This is a genomic window from Chelativorans sp. YIM 93263 (genome assembly GCF_028767125.1).
Taxonomy (GTDB): Bacteria; Pseudomonadota; Alphaproteobacteria; order Rhizobiales; family Rhizobiaceae; genus Chelativorans.
The window spans coordinates 190,254-206,506 of record NZ_JAKCWP010000002.1 but is presented as its reverse complement, the minus strand read 5'-3'; the positions used below and the strand labels follow the sequence as shown (position 1 = coordinate 206,506).

The window sequence follows — 16,253 nt, the reverse complement described above, 5'->3', positions numbered from 1 at the left end:
GCTAAGCCGCCATCTCCATAATGACCGGTACATGGTCAGAAGGCTTTTCCCAAGCCCGTGTATGCTTATGAACTGTAGCGGCGACCAGACGGTCCGCCGCTTCGGGTGAGAGCATTAGATGGTCGATACGGATGCCGTTGTTCTTTTGCCACGCGCCAGCTTGATAATCCCAGAATGAATAAACCCCCGGCGCATCCGTAACGGCGCGAACGGCGTCCGTGAGACCCAGATAGGAAAGGCGGCGGAAGGCTTGACGGCTTTCCGGCTGGTAAAGAGCGTCACCGGTCCAGTTATCGGGCGATTTTGCGTCCTGGGGTTCAGGGATGACATTATAGTCCCCCGCCAGAACCAGCGGTTCTTCCAGCACCAGGCGTGTCTTAGTCCATTCCTCCAGCCGCTCCATCCAACCAAGTTTATACTCGAACTTCTCGCTGGTGATCGGATTGCCGTTCGGTAAATAAAGCGAAGCAACCCTTAACGCACCTTTTTCGGTTGAAAACACACCTTCGATGAAGCGAGCCTGCAAGTCGCCGTCATTGCCCGGAAGCCCGCGGCTAACTTCGTCAAAGCGCAGCTTCGAAAGGAGCGCGACGCCGTTGAAACCTTTCTGGCCATTCGTTTCGACGTGGTATCCAAGCGCCTCAATGGGCTCGCGAGGAAACTGCTCGTCCACCGACTTTATTTCTTGGAGACAGACAATATCGGGTTGAACGTCCTCCAGCCAGTGCAGCAGATTGTCGATCCGCGCCTTGATGCCGTTGATGTTCCAGGTGGCGATTTTCATAAAGCTTATCCAACGTTCCGAGAAAGACCCTTAAGCGGACTGCACGCCCGCGGCAACAAGGCCTCTGGTAATATCCGCCTTGAGGTCCTTGAGGTCCTCCAGGCCGATTTGGAGGCGAATGACGGGCCCAGAGTAGGACGGTTCCATCGTTCGGTCGTCAAGGGAAACGTGCACCGCCAAGCTTTCAAAACCGCCCCACGAGTAGCCGAGACCGAAGATCTCCAGCGCGTCAAGAAACGCATGTGCCTCGCGCTCTCCACTATCGAGCACGAACGAGAACACGCCGCTGGAACCTGAGAAATCACGCTTCCAGAGCGCATGACCGGGATGCGATTCGAGTGCGGGATGGAGCACCTGGGCAATGCCGCTTTGCCCTTCAAGCCAGCGGGCAATCTCCAGCGCGCTTTGCTGATGGTGGCCAAGCCGGACGCCCATGGTCCGAAGCCCGCGCAGAACCTGGTAGACGTCATCCGGTCCGGCGCAGGCACCGAGCGTGGAGAATGTATCGAAAAGCCTTTTCCAGCAGGACTCGTTTGCCGACACCGTGCCCAGAAGCACGTCGGAATGCCCCGCCGGATATTTGGTTGCGGCATGGATAGAGATATCCACGCCGTAATCAAGAGGCTTGAAGAAAAGCGGCGTCGCCCATGTGTTGTCCATCATGACCACGGCGCCTGCCGCATGTGCGGATTGGGCGATTGCGGGAATGTCCTGAATTTCGAACGTGTTCGAGCCGGGCGATTCGGTAAAGACAACCTTTGTGTTCGGCTTCAGAAGCTTGGAAATGCCTTCGCCGATCAGGGGGTCGTAATACTCGATTTCCACACCCAGACGTTTCAGCATCGTATCGGCGAAATTTCGCGTGGGATAATAAACCGAATCAACGATGAGGGCGTGGTCGCCCGCCGACAGAAACGCGAACAAGGGCACACAAACCGCTGCTAGGCCCGAGGGTACGATAACGGTGCCGGCGGATCCTTCAAGCTCATCCATGGCCTGCGCGAGGGCTTCCGTTGTCGGCGTACCCCGCGTGCCGTACGTATATCTCTGATTGCGTGAGCGCATCGTCGCGGCGTCGGGGAAGAGAACGGTCGACGCGTGAACCACGGGCGGATTAACGAACCCATGGTATTCGTGCGGATCGTTGCCGATGTGGGCGAGCCGTGTGTTTATCCCGTCGCCTTCCCTGTTTCCCGCCATGTCAGCAGCCTCATTGGTATCCCGGAAAACTCTCCGCATAATGTCTCCGCAAAGCTTTCACAAGCCATTCACGGACAGTTCGCGCAACCGTTGTATTCGCTCTTGACCGGGGAGAAATAATGTCATTCGATGGGCCGGTGTTTGGGAGAGGGAGCCTGGGTCTGGACTCCGGGAAGGGGATCTACCCGCTTCCGCGCAAAATCAACAGGGGAAATCAGCCCTGTAAACTTACAGAAGGGGTCAACAACTATGAACAGTTCCATCAAGGCATTGCTCGGCACAGCCGCTGTCGCTCTCGTTGCGGTTCCGGCGTCCGCTGCCACGCTCGATGACGTCCGTGATGCCGGTCAGCTGAGGTGCGGCGTCAACACGGGGCTGCCGGGCTTTGCCTCTCAGAACGATCAGGGCGAATGGCAGGGGCTAGACGTCGACTACTGCAAAGCGATCGCGGCAGCCATCTTCGAAGGCGATGACAGCAAGGTCGAGTACACGCCGCTTTCGGCCGTTCAGCGGCTTCCCGCGTTGCAGAACAGCGAGATCGATGTGCTGGCGCGGAACACGACCTGGACGATGACCCGCGATACCACGCTGGGCCTCAATTTTGTCGGCGTGAACTACTATGACGGCCAGGGTTTCATGGTCCGCGAGGACCTGAATGTCACCTCGGCTCTGCAACTCTCCGGCGCCACGGTGTGCGTGCAGAGCGGCACCACGACCGAGCTCAACCTGACCGATTATTTCCGGGCCAACAATATGGAATACAACCCGGTGGTCATCGAATCCCAGTCAGATGTGAACGCTGCCTACGAGCAGGGCCGCTGTGACGTGCTGACGACGGATGCCTCCGGCCTGTATGCCACGCGCCTCGAGTTGGCGAATCCGGACGAGCATGTCATTCTTCCTGAAGTCATCTCCAAGGAGCCGCTTGGCCCCGTCGTCCGCCAGGGCGATGAGCAGTGGTTCAGCATCGTCAAGTGGGTGCATTTTGGCCTGCTGAACGCCGAGGAGCTTGGCGTTACGCAGGACAACGTCGAGGAGATGATGGATTCCGACAACCCGTCTATTCGCCGTCTTCTTGGCGTGGACGGAACGTTCGGCGAGGACATCGGCCTCGAGAACGATTGGATGGTCAACGTCATAGAGGCGGTTGGCAATTACGGCGAAATCTTCGAGCGGAATGTCGGTCCCGATACGCCGCTTAACATCCAGCGCGGTATGAACGCCTTGTGGACCAACGGCGGACTGCACTACGCACCGCCGATCCGCTAATCTGGCGAACGAGAGAGCTGCGTGTTAACGGGCGCAGTTCGTCGCCTTGAACTGCAACGGTGAGTTGGCCGCCAAGGAAGGCGGCCCTCTCGCCATTGCCTGTGGCGGATCAGATGACGACTGATACTCGAACTTATCCTACGCCGCACGAGCGCGTCTCGCTCATGCGGGATCCCAAAATACGCGGCCTGATCATTCAGATCGTGTTGATTATAGCCATTCTTGCATTCGCCTCCTGGCTTATTAACAACACGGTGCGAAATCTCGCCGACGCGAACATTGCCGCAGGCTTCGGTTTTCTATCATCCCGTGCGGGATTTGATATTGGCCAGTTGCCGATAGAGTATAGCTCCAACTCCAGCTATGGGCGGGCACTACTGGTCGGGTTCACGAACACCGTGATCGTTGCCGCGGCCGGCATTATGCTCGCGACGATCGTCGGTTTCATTATTGGCATCAGCCGATTGTCGCACAATTATCTGGTGCGTGGGCTGAGCACCATTTACGTGGAGGTATTCCGGAATGTTCCTCCGCTTCTGGTGATCCTTTTTTGGTATTTCGGCGTCTTGTCCGTGCTTCCGGGACCGCGAGAGGCGCTGGAACTGCCTTTTTCTTCCTTCCTCTCCAACCGCGGTCTGCAAACGCCGGCGGCGATATTCGACCCGGTAGCCTGGCTGACGCTTATCGCTTTCGTCGGCGGCATAGCCGGCTCGATCTGGTTGGCCCGAGCTAATAAGCAACGGCTGCTTCAAACCGGAGAATTGCGGCCGACATTGTGGCCCGCCATCGGTATGATAGTCGGACTTCCGCTGGTCGTCTTCGTGCTGTCGGGTTTTCCCGTTTCCTTCCAGGTGCCGGAAGCTACGCGATTCAATCTTGTCGGCGGCTGGCGTGTCGAGCCGGAGTTCCTCGCGCTGTTTTTGGCGCTTTCGTTCTACACGGCGTCTTTCGTGGCAGAGATCGTGCGTGCGGGCATTCTGTCCGTTTCAAAAGGACAGACAGAAGCTGCGTCAGCGCTCGGACTGCCGCGTGGGAAGTCGTTGCGGCTCGTGATCGTGCCGCAGGCGTTTCGCGTCATCATACCGCCACTGACGAGCCAATATCTGAACCTCACAAAGAACACGTCACTTGGGCTTGCAGTGGGTTACCCTGAACTTGTGGCAATCGGTAACACGGTGCTGAACCAGACCGGACAGTCGGTCGAGGTCGTGGCCATCTGGATGGTTGTCTATCTCGGCTTGAGCGTTTCGGTGGCTGGATTCATGAACTGGTTTAACGCTCGTATGGCGTTGGTGGAGCGCTAGAGGCCATGGAAGAACACGTCTCGGCTTACGTTGCCAGGGAACAGAAGAAGCCCCTACCGCCGCCCCCGACGGAGGCGGGCGCACTGGCTGTTTTGCGAAAGAATCTGTTCGCCACGCCGTTGGATTCCATTGTCACGATCCTCCTCGGCCTGTTCTCCGTCTGGGCCGCATGGCGAATTTTCGACTGGAGTGTCTTGTCCGCGGTCTTCACCGGCAGCAGCCGGGAGGCTTGTCTTGCCGGCGACGGAGCTCCTGTGGGGGCGTGCTGGGCCTTTGTGCGTGCGAAATTTGGCCTCTTCACCTATGGTCTCTATCCCGTCGATGAGCGCTGGCGCGTGGATCTGACCATGCTCCTTCTCGTGGCGTTCACCTTACCGTTTGCAATCCCGCGCGTACCGTTCAAGGGGCTGAACTTGTTCCTCCTGGTCGGCGCGTTTCCTTTGATTGCGCTCGTATTGCTGACCGGCGGTCAGTTCCGCATCGGTGGCGGTTGGGTGGCATTCATGTTTATCCTGGCGGCGTTCGTATCCACGATGCTGGCAGCGGGGAATCTCAATGCGCCTCCAGGGTGGTTACGCGTTGCGACATGGTTGGCAGCAATTGCCGTGCTGGTCCTGATTGTATCCAACATTCTGCCGAGCGGGCAGTTCCGGCTGCTTGTGTTCTCCTTTACCACGTTGTCGCTGGTGGCGTTTCTATTAGCTGTCGCTTCTATCGCCGTGAGCGCGTTTGCGTCGGTTTCGTCCAGTGGGAAACATGCTTCAGTGCTGATGCACGTGCTGCTTCCACCGCTTTACGTGGCGGCTCTGCTGGTACTTCTCGCCGGCGACCTCGGTTTGCAGCCGGTCCCGACCAGCCGGTGGGGCGGACTATTGGTCACGCTCGTTGTGGCGCTGACCGGCATTGCGGCGTCGCTGCCGCTCGGTATCCTGCTCGCATTGGGGCGGCGTTCGCATTTGCCGGCCATACGCCTGCTTTCGGTCGTTTTCATCGAGTTCTGGCGGGGCGTGCCGCTGATCACCGTCCTGTTCATGTCGGCCTTCATGATTCCACTGCTCCTGCCTTCCGGCGTGAGCTTTAACCAGTTGCTCAGGGCGCTTCTCGGCGTGGCGCTGTTTTCCGCCGCCTACATGGCGGAGGTTGTCCGCGGCGGGTTGCAGGCGGTTCCGAAAGGGCAATACGAAGGGGCGCAGGCGCTGGGCCTCGGCTATTGGCAGATGATGCGTCTGGTGGTTATGCCGCAGGCGATCAAGCTGGTGATACCCGGCATCGTGAACACCTTTATCGGGCTCTTCAAGGACACCAGTTTGGTTTACATCATTGGCCTGGCCGATCTTCTGGGCGCCGTCCGGCGCGGCTTTTCCGATCCGAACTGGATAACGCCAACGACTCCCGCGAGCGGGCTTGTCTTCGCGGGGTTCGTCTTTTGGCTGTTCTGTTTCGGCATGTCGCGCTATTCAATCTTCATGGAACGCCGGCTTGAAACCGGCCACAAAAACTAAGCGGGAGTGCCATCATGGTTGCCGAAAACACGAGCGGCGCCGATCAGATCCAGGTCGATACATCCAAACTGGAGGTATCAACGACAGATGTCGCAATCGAAATTATCGACATGAATAAGTGGTTCGGCGATTTTCACGTACTTCGCGACATCAACCTCAAAGTCATGCGCGGCGAGCGCATTGTGGTATGCGGTCCGTCGGGATCGGGAAAATCAACGATGATCCGGTGCATTAATCGCTTGGAAGATCATCAGAAGGGCCAGGTTGTCGTCGATGGTATCGAATTGACCAACGACCTGAAGAAGATCGATGTAGTGCGTCGCGAGGTCGGTATGGTCTTTCAGCACTTTAATCTTTTCCCGCACCTCACGATCCTGGAGAACTGCACCCTTGCGCCGATCTGGGTCCGCAAGACGCCACGCAAGGAGGCGGAAGAGGCTGCAATGCACTATCTGGAGCGGGTCCGCATTCCAGAGCAGGCGCACAAGTATCCTGGCCAGCTTTCAGGCGGACAGCAGCAGCGGGTGGCAATCGCACGCGCGCTTTGCATGAATCCGCGCATCATGCTGTTTGATGAACCGACCTCCGCACTCGACCCTGAAATGATCAAGGAAGTGCTCGACACGATGGTAGATCTTGCCGAGGAAGGTATGACCATGATCTGCGTCACGCACGAGATGGGTTTTGCGCGTCAGGTCGCAAACCGTGTGATCTTCATGGACGAGGGGCAGATCGTGGAACAAAACACACCGGTCGAGTTCTTCGAGAACCCGCAACATGAGCGTACGAAACTGTTTCTGTCGCAGATTCTGCATTGAAGGCGCGCTGATCCAAAGTCATCGTGCAAGATTTCAAATCGCCGCGCAATTTTCCGATTGTGCGGCGATTTCGTTATCGACGTCATAGGCATAGAGCCAGTCCAGATCGGCAGCGAGATCCGCACCTTCTCGCCGCCGGAGGACAAGATCGCGGGCCAGTGCGACCGGTCCACGTGCGTGCCAAACGAAGTGGTTGAAGCTCGCGCGCCGGGCGACGCGAGCAATGCGCGGGCGCCGCAAGTGTTCGAACTTTTCGAGCGCGGCGGGTATGTCGTTTGACTGCCCCGCCAGGCCGGCGAGCAATGCAGCATCTTCGATGGCCATCGCAGCTCCCTGCGCCGCATATGGCGTCATCGCGTGGGCTGCATCGCCGATAAGCGCAAGTCTTCCCGCGTAAGTCCAGCGATCGCGCGCGGAGGCGGTGTGGATCGGCCAGGCGCGCCAGTCGGCGGTGTGGATCGCCCGCGCGAGTTCAGGAGCAGTCCTTTGCAGAGCGGTTGTCAGCTGACCGGTATCCATTTCGTTCGCCCAGCGTGCTTCCATGTCCGCACCTTTGGTCACGGCGACAAGGTTGATTTCACGTGCGTTACGGAGGGGATACGCCACAATGTGGAAATCAGGAGCCAGAAGGGCGCTAACTACGTCGCTAGAAAGAACAAGCCCACGGTGACTTCGCGGCAGTCTTTCCGTGTCCAGAACTGTGCGAAAGGCGATGTGTCCGCTGAAGCGGCTGTGATTCCCCCCGGCGAGTAGCCGCAGTTTCGACCAGACACCATCTGAGCCGATAACCAACTTGCTTTCTGCTTTGTGCAACTTCTCACTTTGCTTGACCGTGACGTGTGCCTGGCCATCCGCAAACGAGATTCGATTCACTTCTGCGTCCAGATGCAGCCGGATTGCCGGAATCGCGCGCACCGCGTCGAGAAGGGCGCGTTGTAAATCTGCCCGATGAGCGACGAGGTAGGGCGCTCCCCAGCGTCTCTCGGCTTCCTTGCCGAGCGGAACTTGCGCGAGATCGGCGAGATCGGCAGCGCGCCGGAGCGCAATAGACGAGGGTTGAATTGCATCCGCCGCAAGGGGCTCAAGAACGCCGAGCCTTCTCAGGATACGGGTTGCATTCGGGGATATCTGCAGACCGGCTCCGGCCTCGTCCAATCGTTCCGCACGCTCGAAGATCGTGACAGAAAAGCCTTCTGCGGCAAAGCTGAGCGCGGCGGTAAGTCCGGCAATCCCTGCGCCGGCTATGATAACAGAACGTTCGGTCATGCCGGCGCTGGTTAGAGGATCAAGCTACCTCTTTGTCGAACAAGCAGCCTTCTGGTTTGGTCTCGTGAGGTTTCAGAGCGCTGTCGTAGCGGTAAAGCGTGGAGCAGTAAGGGCAGACACGTTCTTCGTCATCTCCCATATCAAGGAAAACGTGCGGATGGTCGTTCGGCGGCTTGGCACCCACGCACATGAATTCCTTGACGCCGATTTCAATCGCGCGATGACCATCCGTGTTGTGGAAATGGGGTGTCTTGTCGCCCGCCATTTCTAATACTCCCGCAAAGCCTGTTTGCCCCTGCGTTTGAAGGATAAATATCGTCTTTGCAAGCCCTGCGAACAGTTCCGTCATCGCTAAACGGCTCGTTTCGCATAGCTGTGAGAACTGACTGACCGGAAGCATTGCTTCGCCAGCGGGATCGTAAATTTCTTTGGAAGGAACTTATTTGAGGGTGATCTACCCGGGAACCGCCAGCAGGTCCTTCGAGTTGGACCACATGAGGGGATCCTCCCGTTGAGAGATTTCAGGTATGGCCCGTCCGAGCCAGATGCTCCTGCAGACCTTAGCTTCCAGCCGCATTGCCATCGAGGCGGTGGAGCCCGTGGTGGATACTGGACGGTTCGCAGCAAAGGCTGTCGCCGGAGAACCGTTGAGGATCGAAGCGGACATCTTCTGCGACGGCCATGACGTAATCGCCGCCTCCGTCCACTACCGTAGCAAGGGAAGCGAGACCTGGGACGAAGTGCCGATGCGCCATATCGTGAACGACCGCTGGCGCGCCACGATTGTCATCAAGGAGGTTGGCCATCACGAATTCAGGATCGCCGCCTGGCGCGATCTTTTCGCCTCGTGGCGTGCCGAGATTGCTAAGAAGCACGCGGCGGACCAGAATATTTCGCTCGAACTGGAGGAGGGCAGGCTGCTCGTCGAACAGGCCGCATGCCCGACCGACGCCGCCAAGTCTTCCGCCCACTCGGAGCTCCAGGCGCTGCTTGGGGAGATGAACGCCTCCTCCTCTCCAGGCGATCGCTTGGCCGTGCTCATGAGCGACGAACTGGCGGCGCTGATGGCGCGCCTGGGCGCGAGGGTGAATCTCACGCACTCAGAGATCATCTTTCCCGTTTTCGTGGACCGGGAGAGGGCGGCTTTCAGTGCCTGGTACGAATTGATGCCGCGATCCCAGTCAGGCAGGGCGGATGTCCACGGCACCTTTGGAGACGTGATCGAGCGCCTGCCTTACGTGCGCGATCTCGGTTTTGACGTTCTTTATTTCCCGCCTATTCACCCGATCGGCAACACCAACAGGAAGGGCCGGAACAACAGCTTGACCGCTGCACCCGAGGACCCCGGCAGCCCCTATGCCATCGGCTCGAAGGAGGGCGGGCACGATGCCATCCATCCCGAACTCGGCGGGTTTGAGGATTTTGCACGGCTGGTGAAGGCAGCGCGGGAGCACGGGCTAGAGATTGCGCTGGATTTTGCTATCCAGTGCTCGCCGGACCATCCCTGGATCCGCGAGCATCCTGAATGGTTCGACTGGCGCCCCGACGGCACCATCAAATTCGCCGAGAATCCGCCCAAGAAGTACGAGGACATCGTCAACGTCCATTTCTACCGGGATGCCATCCCGGGCTTGTGGTACGCGCTGCGCGACGTGGTGCTGTTCTGGCTCGACAAGGGCGTGCGCATCTTCCGCGTCGACAATCCGCACACAAAGCCGCTGCCCTTCTGGGAATGGATGATCGAGGAGGTGCGGCAGGTCGATCCCGGCGTAATTTTTCTGGCCGAAGCCTTCACCCGGCCGAAGATGATGAAGCGGTTGGCCAAGGTCGGCTTCAACCAGTCCTATTCCTATTTCACTTGGCGCAACACCAAGCAGGAACTGACCGAATATCTGACCGAGCTCACACGCGAGGACTGCCGCCGCTACATGCGGCCGAACTTCTTCGTCAACACGCCGGACATCAACCCCTACTACCTCCAGGCAAGCGGCAGGCCGGGCTTTCAGGTGCGGCTCTTCCTCGCCGCCACGCTGGGCACAAACTACGGCGTCTACAGCGGCTTCGAACTGTGCGAGGCCGCTGCCATGCCGGGCAAGGAGGAATATCTCAACTCGGAGAAATATGAGATCCGCGCCTGGGATTGGGATCGGCCGGGCAACATCAAGGCCGATATCGCCTTCATCAACCGGCTGCGCCGGGAAAATGGAGCGTTGCGCCAGTTCACCAATCTAAACTTCTACAACGCCTGGAACGACGCCATCCTCTACTACGGCAAGTTCACCGACGATCTTTCCAATTTCCTCCTCTTCGCCGTCAATCTTGACCCGCACCACCCGCAGGAAGCACCCTTCGAGGTGCCGCTGTGGGAGTTCGGCCTTCCCGACAACGCCACGATTGAGGCCGACGACCTGGTCACGGGCCAGTCTTTCGCCTGGACCGGAAAGGTTCAGCACATGTTTCTCGACCCGCACCAGCGCCCCTACATGGCCTGGCGGCTGATCGCGCCTGGAGCCCGCCGATGAACACAATGGAAAAGCTTGGCCCCAGCGGCGCCACGCCTTCGGGCGCCGATACCGTCTCCAAGGCTCCGACAGGGGAGCGACAGGCACCGGACTGGTACAAGGACGCCATCATCTACCAGCTCCACATCAAGGCCTTCCAGGATTCCAACGGTGACGGGATCGGCGACTTCAACGGTCTCCTGCAGCGGCTCGACTATATCGAGCGACTCGGCGTGAACACCATCTGGCTCCTGCCGTTCTATCCTTCGCCGCTGAGGGACGACGGCTACGACATCGCTGATTACCGGTCGATCAATCCTTCCTACGGCACAATGCGCGACTTCCGCCGCTTCGTCGACGCGGCGCATCGGCGGGGAATCCGCGTGATCACCGAACTCGTCATCAACCACACATCCGACCAGCATCCCTGGTTCCAGCGCGCGCGACGGGCGAAGAAGGGCTCGGCGGCGCGCAACTTCTATGTGTGGAACGACGACGACGAGCGCTATCCCGAAACGCGCATTATCTTTCTCGATACCGAGACCTCGAACTGGACCTGGGACCCGGTGGCCGGCCAGTTCTTCTGGCACCGCTTCTATTCGCACCAGCCTGACCTCAACTTCGACAATCCGCGGGTGCTGGAAGAGGTGATCAAGGTGATGCGCTTCTGGCTCGACACCGGCGTCGACGGGCTGCGGCTCGACGCCATTCCCTATCTGGTCGAGCGCGACGGGACAAACAATGAAAACCTGCCGGAGACCCACGAGGTTCTGAAGAAGATCCGGCACGCGCTCGACGAGCGCTATCCCGATCGGATGCTGCTCGCCGAGGCCAACCAGTGGCCGGAGGACACCCGACCATATTTTGGCGACGGCGACGAATGCCACATGGCCTTCCACTTCCCCCTGATGCCGCGCATTTACATGGCGCTGGCCCAGGAAGACCGGCATCCGATCTCCGATATCATGCGGCAGACGCCGGAAATCCCGGAGCCCTGCCAGTGGGCCATTTTCCTGCGCAACCACGACGAATTGACCCTTGAGATGGTGACCGATCGCGAGCGCGACTATCTCTGGCGCACATACGCGGAGGATACGCGCGCGCGCATCAATCTCGGCATCCGCCGTCGGCTCGCGCCACTCATGCAGAACGATCGGCGCAAGATGGAACTAATGAACGCGTTGCTGCTCTCCATGCCCGGCACGCCGATCGTCTATTACGGCGACGAACTCGGCATGGGCGACAACATCTATCTTGGCGACCGAGACGGGGTGCGCACGCCCATGCAGTGGTCGATGGACCGCAATGGCGGGTTTTCGCGCGCCAATCCGCAGGCGCTCTACCTGCCGCCCATCATGGACCCGGTCTACGGCTACCAAACGACCAATGTGGAGGCCCAGGAGGCGGATCCGTCCTCACTGCTCAACTGGATCCGCCGCATGGTGGCCGTGCGTAAGCAGCATCGCGCCTTCGGGCGCGGCGACTTCATCATGCTCTATCCACGTAACAGGCGCATCCTCGCCTACACGCGCAGCGATGGCGAGGCGACGATCCTGTGCGTGGTGAACCTGTCCCGCTCCGCCCAGGCGGTCGAGCTCGATCTTTCCAAACATCGCGGTTGCGTGCCGGTCGAGCTAATCAGCCAATCGCCGTTCCCTCCGATCGGTGATCTCCCCTATATGCTGACGCTGTCAAGCTACGGCGCCTTCTGGTTCCTCCTGGCGGATGAAGCGGAGGCGCCCGAATGGCACAGCAACATCCCCGAGCCGCTTCCCGAATTCATCACGCTCACGCTGGTTGGCGGTCGGCTGGAGCGCGCTCTTGCGGGCCGGGAGGGACGCCAGCTCCAGCAGGATGTGCTTCCGCAGTTCCTGCAGCGCCAGCGCTGGTTCGGGGCCAAGGGTGAAGAGATACGCTCCGTGGAGGCGCGGGAGCTAGCAAGGCTCGGCGAGGAGGCGGGGCTGCTGGCCCTCGTTGACGTCGATCTTGCCGAGGGCAGCCAGCGCTATCTCCTGCCGCTGACGGTCTTGTGGGGTGAGGAGAACGTGCAGTTCGGGGCGCCGAAGCTCTCGGTCACGTTCGCCCGCGCGCGCAGGGGTGCGCAGCTCGGTGCACTAATCGACGGCTCCTATGACGATCGGTTCGCGGCCGAGCTCATGCGCGCCATGCAGGAAAACCGTGAACATCCGGCCGCCGACGGCGTTTTGCGCTTTTATGGCAACGAGCGATTGCAGGCCATGACCTTTACCGAACCGCCGGCCACGCTGATGGGAGAGCAAAGCAACGTTTCGGTCGCGTTCGGCCGGCAGGCGCTCTTGAAGATTTTCCGCCGGCTGCGGCCTGGCGACCAACCTGAGGTCGAGGTGGCGCGCTTCCTGACGGAGGAGGCAGGCTTCGCAAATACCCCAGCCTTCCTCGGGATGGTGGCCCACGAGGAGGAGAATGGCGAGCGGACGGTACTCGCCAGCGTCTCCGCTTTCGTCGAGAACCAGGGGGATGCTTGGAGCGTATTCGTCCACGCGCTCGAACGGCGCATCGAAGACGAGTTCCTTGCGCCGCCCTCGGCGACCCCGGTCTCGTCGGCCGCTCCTGGTGTCCCGCCGGAAGCGGTTGCCGAGGCTCTCATTTATCCACTCGATCTCTTGCGCCGGCTCGGCGAACGCACAGGCGAAATGCATGCAGCTTTCGCCGTCGATACGGACCGGGAGGCGTTCCGCTGCGAGCCGATTGACCGCGCTGATCTTGACGGATGGCTGGAAGATGCGCGCGACCAAGTCACAGCCGCGCGCAGGGGACTGGAACGTGCACAGGCGAACCTTCCGCCTGCCGCCAAAGAGATGGCGGAGCGCCTGCGGGCGCTCGAACCCGAGATCGACCGCCGGCTGGAGGCGCTTGGAAGGATCGCGCCATCCGGCAAGAAGTCCCGCATTCATGGGGACTATCACTTGGGGCAGGTGCTCGTCTCCGAGCAGGATCTCTTCATTATCGATTTCGAGGGCGAACCGCGGCGCACGTTGGCCGAGCGCCGGGCGAAGAACTCGCCCCTGCGCGATGTTGCCGGTATGCTGCGCTCCTTCGACTACGCGGCGTGGGCGGCGGTCCGGCAGGTCGCCTCGCGCCTGCCCGACCAGGCGCGCGACAGCGCCTCGCTTGCACGGCACTGGCGCGATCGGATGGCAGAAGAGTTCCTGGCAGGCTACTTCCCGGCGGCCGAAGGTGCGCAGAACCTGCCGACGGACACTGAAAGCCGGCAGGCGCTCCTCGAATTGTTCCTGTTGCAGAAGGGATTTTACGAGATCAACTATGAGCTTTCCAACCGCCCGGACTGGGTAGGCATTCCCATACAGGGCGTCCTCGATCTCATCGAGGGAGGTGCGGCATGACATCCCCTGCGCACGTGGTGGAATCCTGGCGCCTGGACGATCCCCATGCGATCGCCGCGCTCGTGGCGGGCCGGCACAGCGATCCGTTCTCCGTCCTCGGGCCGCACGCAAGTTCCGCCGGCACCGTTCTGCGTGTGCTGCGCCCCGAGGCGGAAACCGCCGAAGCCTTCGATCCCGAAAGTGGGAAGCCCTTCGCCAAACTGCTGCGACGCCATGCTCGCGGCTTCTTCGAGGGCCTGCTGTCGAAGGCCAAATCCCCGCCGCGCTACAAGCTGCGCTATTCCCGCGATGGCGACGTTTGGGAGGAAGAGGACGCCTACCGCTTTCCCAGCACGTTCGGCGAACTCGACCGTCATCTCCTGGGCGAGGGACGCCATGTACGACTTTACGAAAAGCTGGGCGCGCATCCGATGACCTGCGACGGCGTGGCGGGGACCCGCTTTGCCGTTTGGGCGCCGAATGCCAGCCGTGTCAGCGTCGTCGGCAACTTCAACTTCTGGGACGGCCGGCGCCATCCCATGCGCCGCCATTTTGGGATCGGTGTGTGGGAGATCTTCATCCCGGAGGTCGGACCCGGCGAGATATACAAGTACGAGATCATCGGCGCCCATGGGCAGGTTCTTCCCGCAAAGGCTGATCCGGTGGGCTTCAGAAGCGAGGTGCCGCCGGCGAACGCCTCTGTGGTGCACGGGCTGCCCGCCCGCGAATGGGAGGACGCGGACTGGATGCAGGAGCGCGCGGCGCGCAATGACCGCAGCGCGCCCATTTCCATCTATGAGGTCCACCTCGGATCATGGCGCCGGCACGACGACGGCGCTTATCTCAGCTATGATGAGCTGGCCGATCAACTCGTCCCCTACGTGAAGGATCTCGGCTTCACCCACATCGAATGCATGCCCGTGAGTGAGCATCCCTTCTCCGGCTCATGGGGCTACCAGCCGATCGGCCTCTTCGCGCCGACCAGCCGCTTCGGCGATCCGGAAGGCTTCACCCGCTTCGTTGACCGCTGCCATAAGGAAGGGCTGGGCCTGATTATCGACTGGGTGCCGGCGCACTTCCCCTCCGACGCCCATGGTCTCGCCAACTTCGACGGCACCGCGCTTTACGAGCATTCCGATCCGCGCAAGGGCTTTCATCGCGACTGGAACACGCTGATCTACAACTTCGGCCGCCGCGAGGTGGCCAACTTCCTAACAGCCAACGCCCTCTTCTGGCTCGACCAGTATCACCTCGACGCACTGCGGGTGGATGCCGTCGCCTCCATGCTCTATCTCGATTACAGCCGCGAACCCGGCGATTGGGAGCCCAACATCCACGGCGGCAACGAGAACCTGGAAGCGATCGCATTCCTGCGCGAGACGAATGTCGCGCTTTTTTCCGACTATGCGGGGGCAACCTCGATCGCGGAGGAATCGACGGCTTTTCCGGGCGTTTCCCGGCCCGTCTATGCGGGCGGACTCGGCTTTGGCTTTAAGTGGAACATGGGCTGGATGCACGACACGCTGGACTATATCGGCCTCGATCCGATCCACCGGCGCCATCATCACGACCAGATTACTTTCGGCCTTCACTACGCCTTCTCGGAGAACTTCATCCTGCCCTTGAGCCATGACGAGGTGGTTTACGGCAAGGGCTCGCTCATCGGCCGCATGCCGGGCGACCGGTGGCAGAAATTCGCCAATCTGCGCGCCTATTTTTCCTTCATGTGGACCCATCCGGGCAAGAAGCTCCTGTTCATGGGCGGCGAGTTTGCGCAGGAGCGCGAGTGGGACCACGATTGGCAGCTCGGATGGCACCACCTCGACGATTCCATGCATCGCGGCGTGCACGACCTGCTGCGCGACCTCAATGCGCTCTATCGGAACCAAAGCGCGCTGCACGAGTTTGACTGCGACGCCGAAGGGTTCGAATGGATCGATGCCTCCAATCCGGATCTGAGCGTGTTCGTTTATTTACGTAAAGGGTCCGGCAATTCTGCGCCCATTCTCGTCGCCTGCAATTTCACCCCTCTCGTGCGGGAGGATTACCGGATCGGCCTGCCGCACGCCGGCCGCTGGTGCGAACTCCTCAACAGCGACGACGCCCGTTACGGCGGCTCAGGCGTCCTGAACGGCGCGGTGGATGCCGTGGAAGAGCCGTGGCACGGCCGCCCCGCTTCGGCATCTCTCCGGCTGCCGCCGCTTGGGGTCGTGGTGCTGGGCTGGGAGCAATAAGAAAAGGAAGACG

11 protein-coding genes are annotated in these 16,253 nt (G+C 60.4%); 7 read left to right on the top strand and 4 right to left on the bottom strand.

Going from position 1 to position 16,253, the window contains the following annotated elements:
* Nucleotide 1 precedes the first annotated feature (1 nt).
* Together xth and LY631_RS05165 are read right to left on the bottom strand one after the other, a co-directional pair.
* Nucleotides 2-784: an exodeoxyribonuclease III gene (gene xth / locus LY631_RS05170; protein WP_274424064.1), complete on the bottom strand. Its 783-nt coding sequence runs from the start codon at nucleotides 782-784 to the stop codon at nucleotides 2-4.
* A gap of 30 nt (nucleotides 785-814) precedes the next feature.
* Nucleotides 815-1,984, bottom strand: coding sequence for a cystathionine beta-lyase (locus LY631_RS05165; RefSeq protein ID WP_274424452.1), 1,170 nt, complete (start codon nucleotides 1,982-1,984; stop codon nucleotides 815-817).
* Between the two features lie 249 nt (nucleotides 1,985-2,233).
* Between LY631_RS05165 and LY631_RS05160 the strand changes: the two genes are divergently transcribed.
* The 4 genes from LY631_RS05160 to LY631_RS05145 all read left to right on the top strand — a co-directional run bounded on the left by LY631_RS05160 (nucleotide 2,234) and on the right by LY631_RS05145 (nucleotide 6,877).
* On the top strand, nucleotides 2,234-3,253 hold the full coding sequence (locus LY631_RS05160; RefSeq protein WP_274424063.1) for an amino acid ABC transporter substrate-binding protein: 1,020 nt from the start codon (nucleotides 2,234-2,236) through the stop codon (nucleotides 3,251-3,253).
* Between the two features lie 113 nt (nucleotides 3,254-3,366).
* Nucleotides 3,367-4,557 carry an amino acid ABC transporter permease gene (locus tag LY631_RS05155; RefSeq protein WP_274424062.1) on the top strand — a complete coding sequence of 397 codons (1,191 nt, stop codon included), beginning with the start codon at nucleotides 3,367-3,369 and terminating at the stop codon, nucleotides 4,555-4,557.
* Nucleotides 4,558-4,562: 5 nt separating this feature from the next.
* Complete coding sequence (locus LY631_RS05150) at nucleotides 4,563-6,059, top strand: amino acid ABC transporter permease (protein ID WP_274424061.1); 1,497 nt, start codon at nucleotides 4,563-4,565, stop codon at nucleotides 6,057-6,059.
* Nucleotides 6,060-6,073: 14 nt separating this feature from the next.
* Nucleotides 6,074-6,877, top strand: coding sequence for an amino acid ABC transporter ATP-binding protein (locus tag LY631_RS05145; protein WP_274424060.1), 804 nt, complete (start codon nucleotides 6,074-6,076; stop codon nucleotides 6,875-6,877).
* A 33-nt stretch (nucleotides 6,878-6,910) separates the two neighbouring features.
* On the opposite strand, the gene LY631_RS05140 is transcribed toward LY631_RS05145, so the two are convergent.
* Both LY631_RS05140 and LY631_RS05135 read right to left on the bottom strand, forming a co-directional pair.
* Nucleotides 6,911-8,143, bottom strand: coding sequence for an FAD-dependent monooxygenase (locus LY631_RS05140; protein ID WP_274424059.1), 1,233 nt, complete (start codon nucleotides 8,141-8,143; stop codon nucleotides 6,911-6,913).
* A gap of 19 nt (nucleotides 8,144-8,162) precedes the next feature.
* Nucleotides 8,163-8,408 (bottom strand): zinc-finger domain-containing protein, encoded by a 246-nt coding sequence (locus tag LY631_RS05135; protein ID WP_274424451.1) that lies wholly within the window; start codon nucleotides 8,406-8,408, stop codon nucleotides 8,163-8,165.
* 262 nt (nucleotides 8,409-8,670) lie between these two features.
* Here LY631_RS05135 and LY631_RS05130 point away from each other — a divergent pair, with 262 nt between their 5' ends.
* The 3 genes from LY631_RS05130 to glgB are packed head-to-tail and all read left to right on the top strand — an operon-like array spanning nucleotide 8,671 to nucleotide 16,240.
* Nucleotides 8,671-10,665, top strand: coding sequence for an alpha-1,4-glucan--maltose-1-phosphate maltosyltransferase (locus LY631_RS05130; protein WP_274424058.1), 1,995 nt, complete (start codon nucleotides 8,671-8,673; stop codon nucleotides 10,663-10,665).
* Complete coding sequence (gene treS / locus LY631_RS05125; protein ID WP_274424057.1) at nucleotides 10,662-14,027, top strand: maltose alpha-D-glucosyltransferase; 3,366 nt, start codon at nucleotides 10,662-10,664, stop codon at nucleotides 14,025-14,027. Before LY631_RS05130 ends, treS begins: the two co-directional genes overlap by 4 nt.
* A complete protein-coding gene (gene glgB, locus LY631_RS05120) occupies nucleotides 14,024-16,240 on the top strand; it encodes a 1,4-alpha-glucan branching protein GlgB (RefSeq protein WP_274424056.1) in 2,217 nt (738 codons plus the stop codon). The genes treS and glgB overlap by 4 nt, the downstream gene beginning before the upstream one ends.
* The last annotated feature ends 13 nt before the right edge of the window (nucleotides 16,241-16,253 follow it).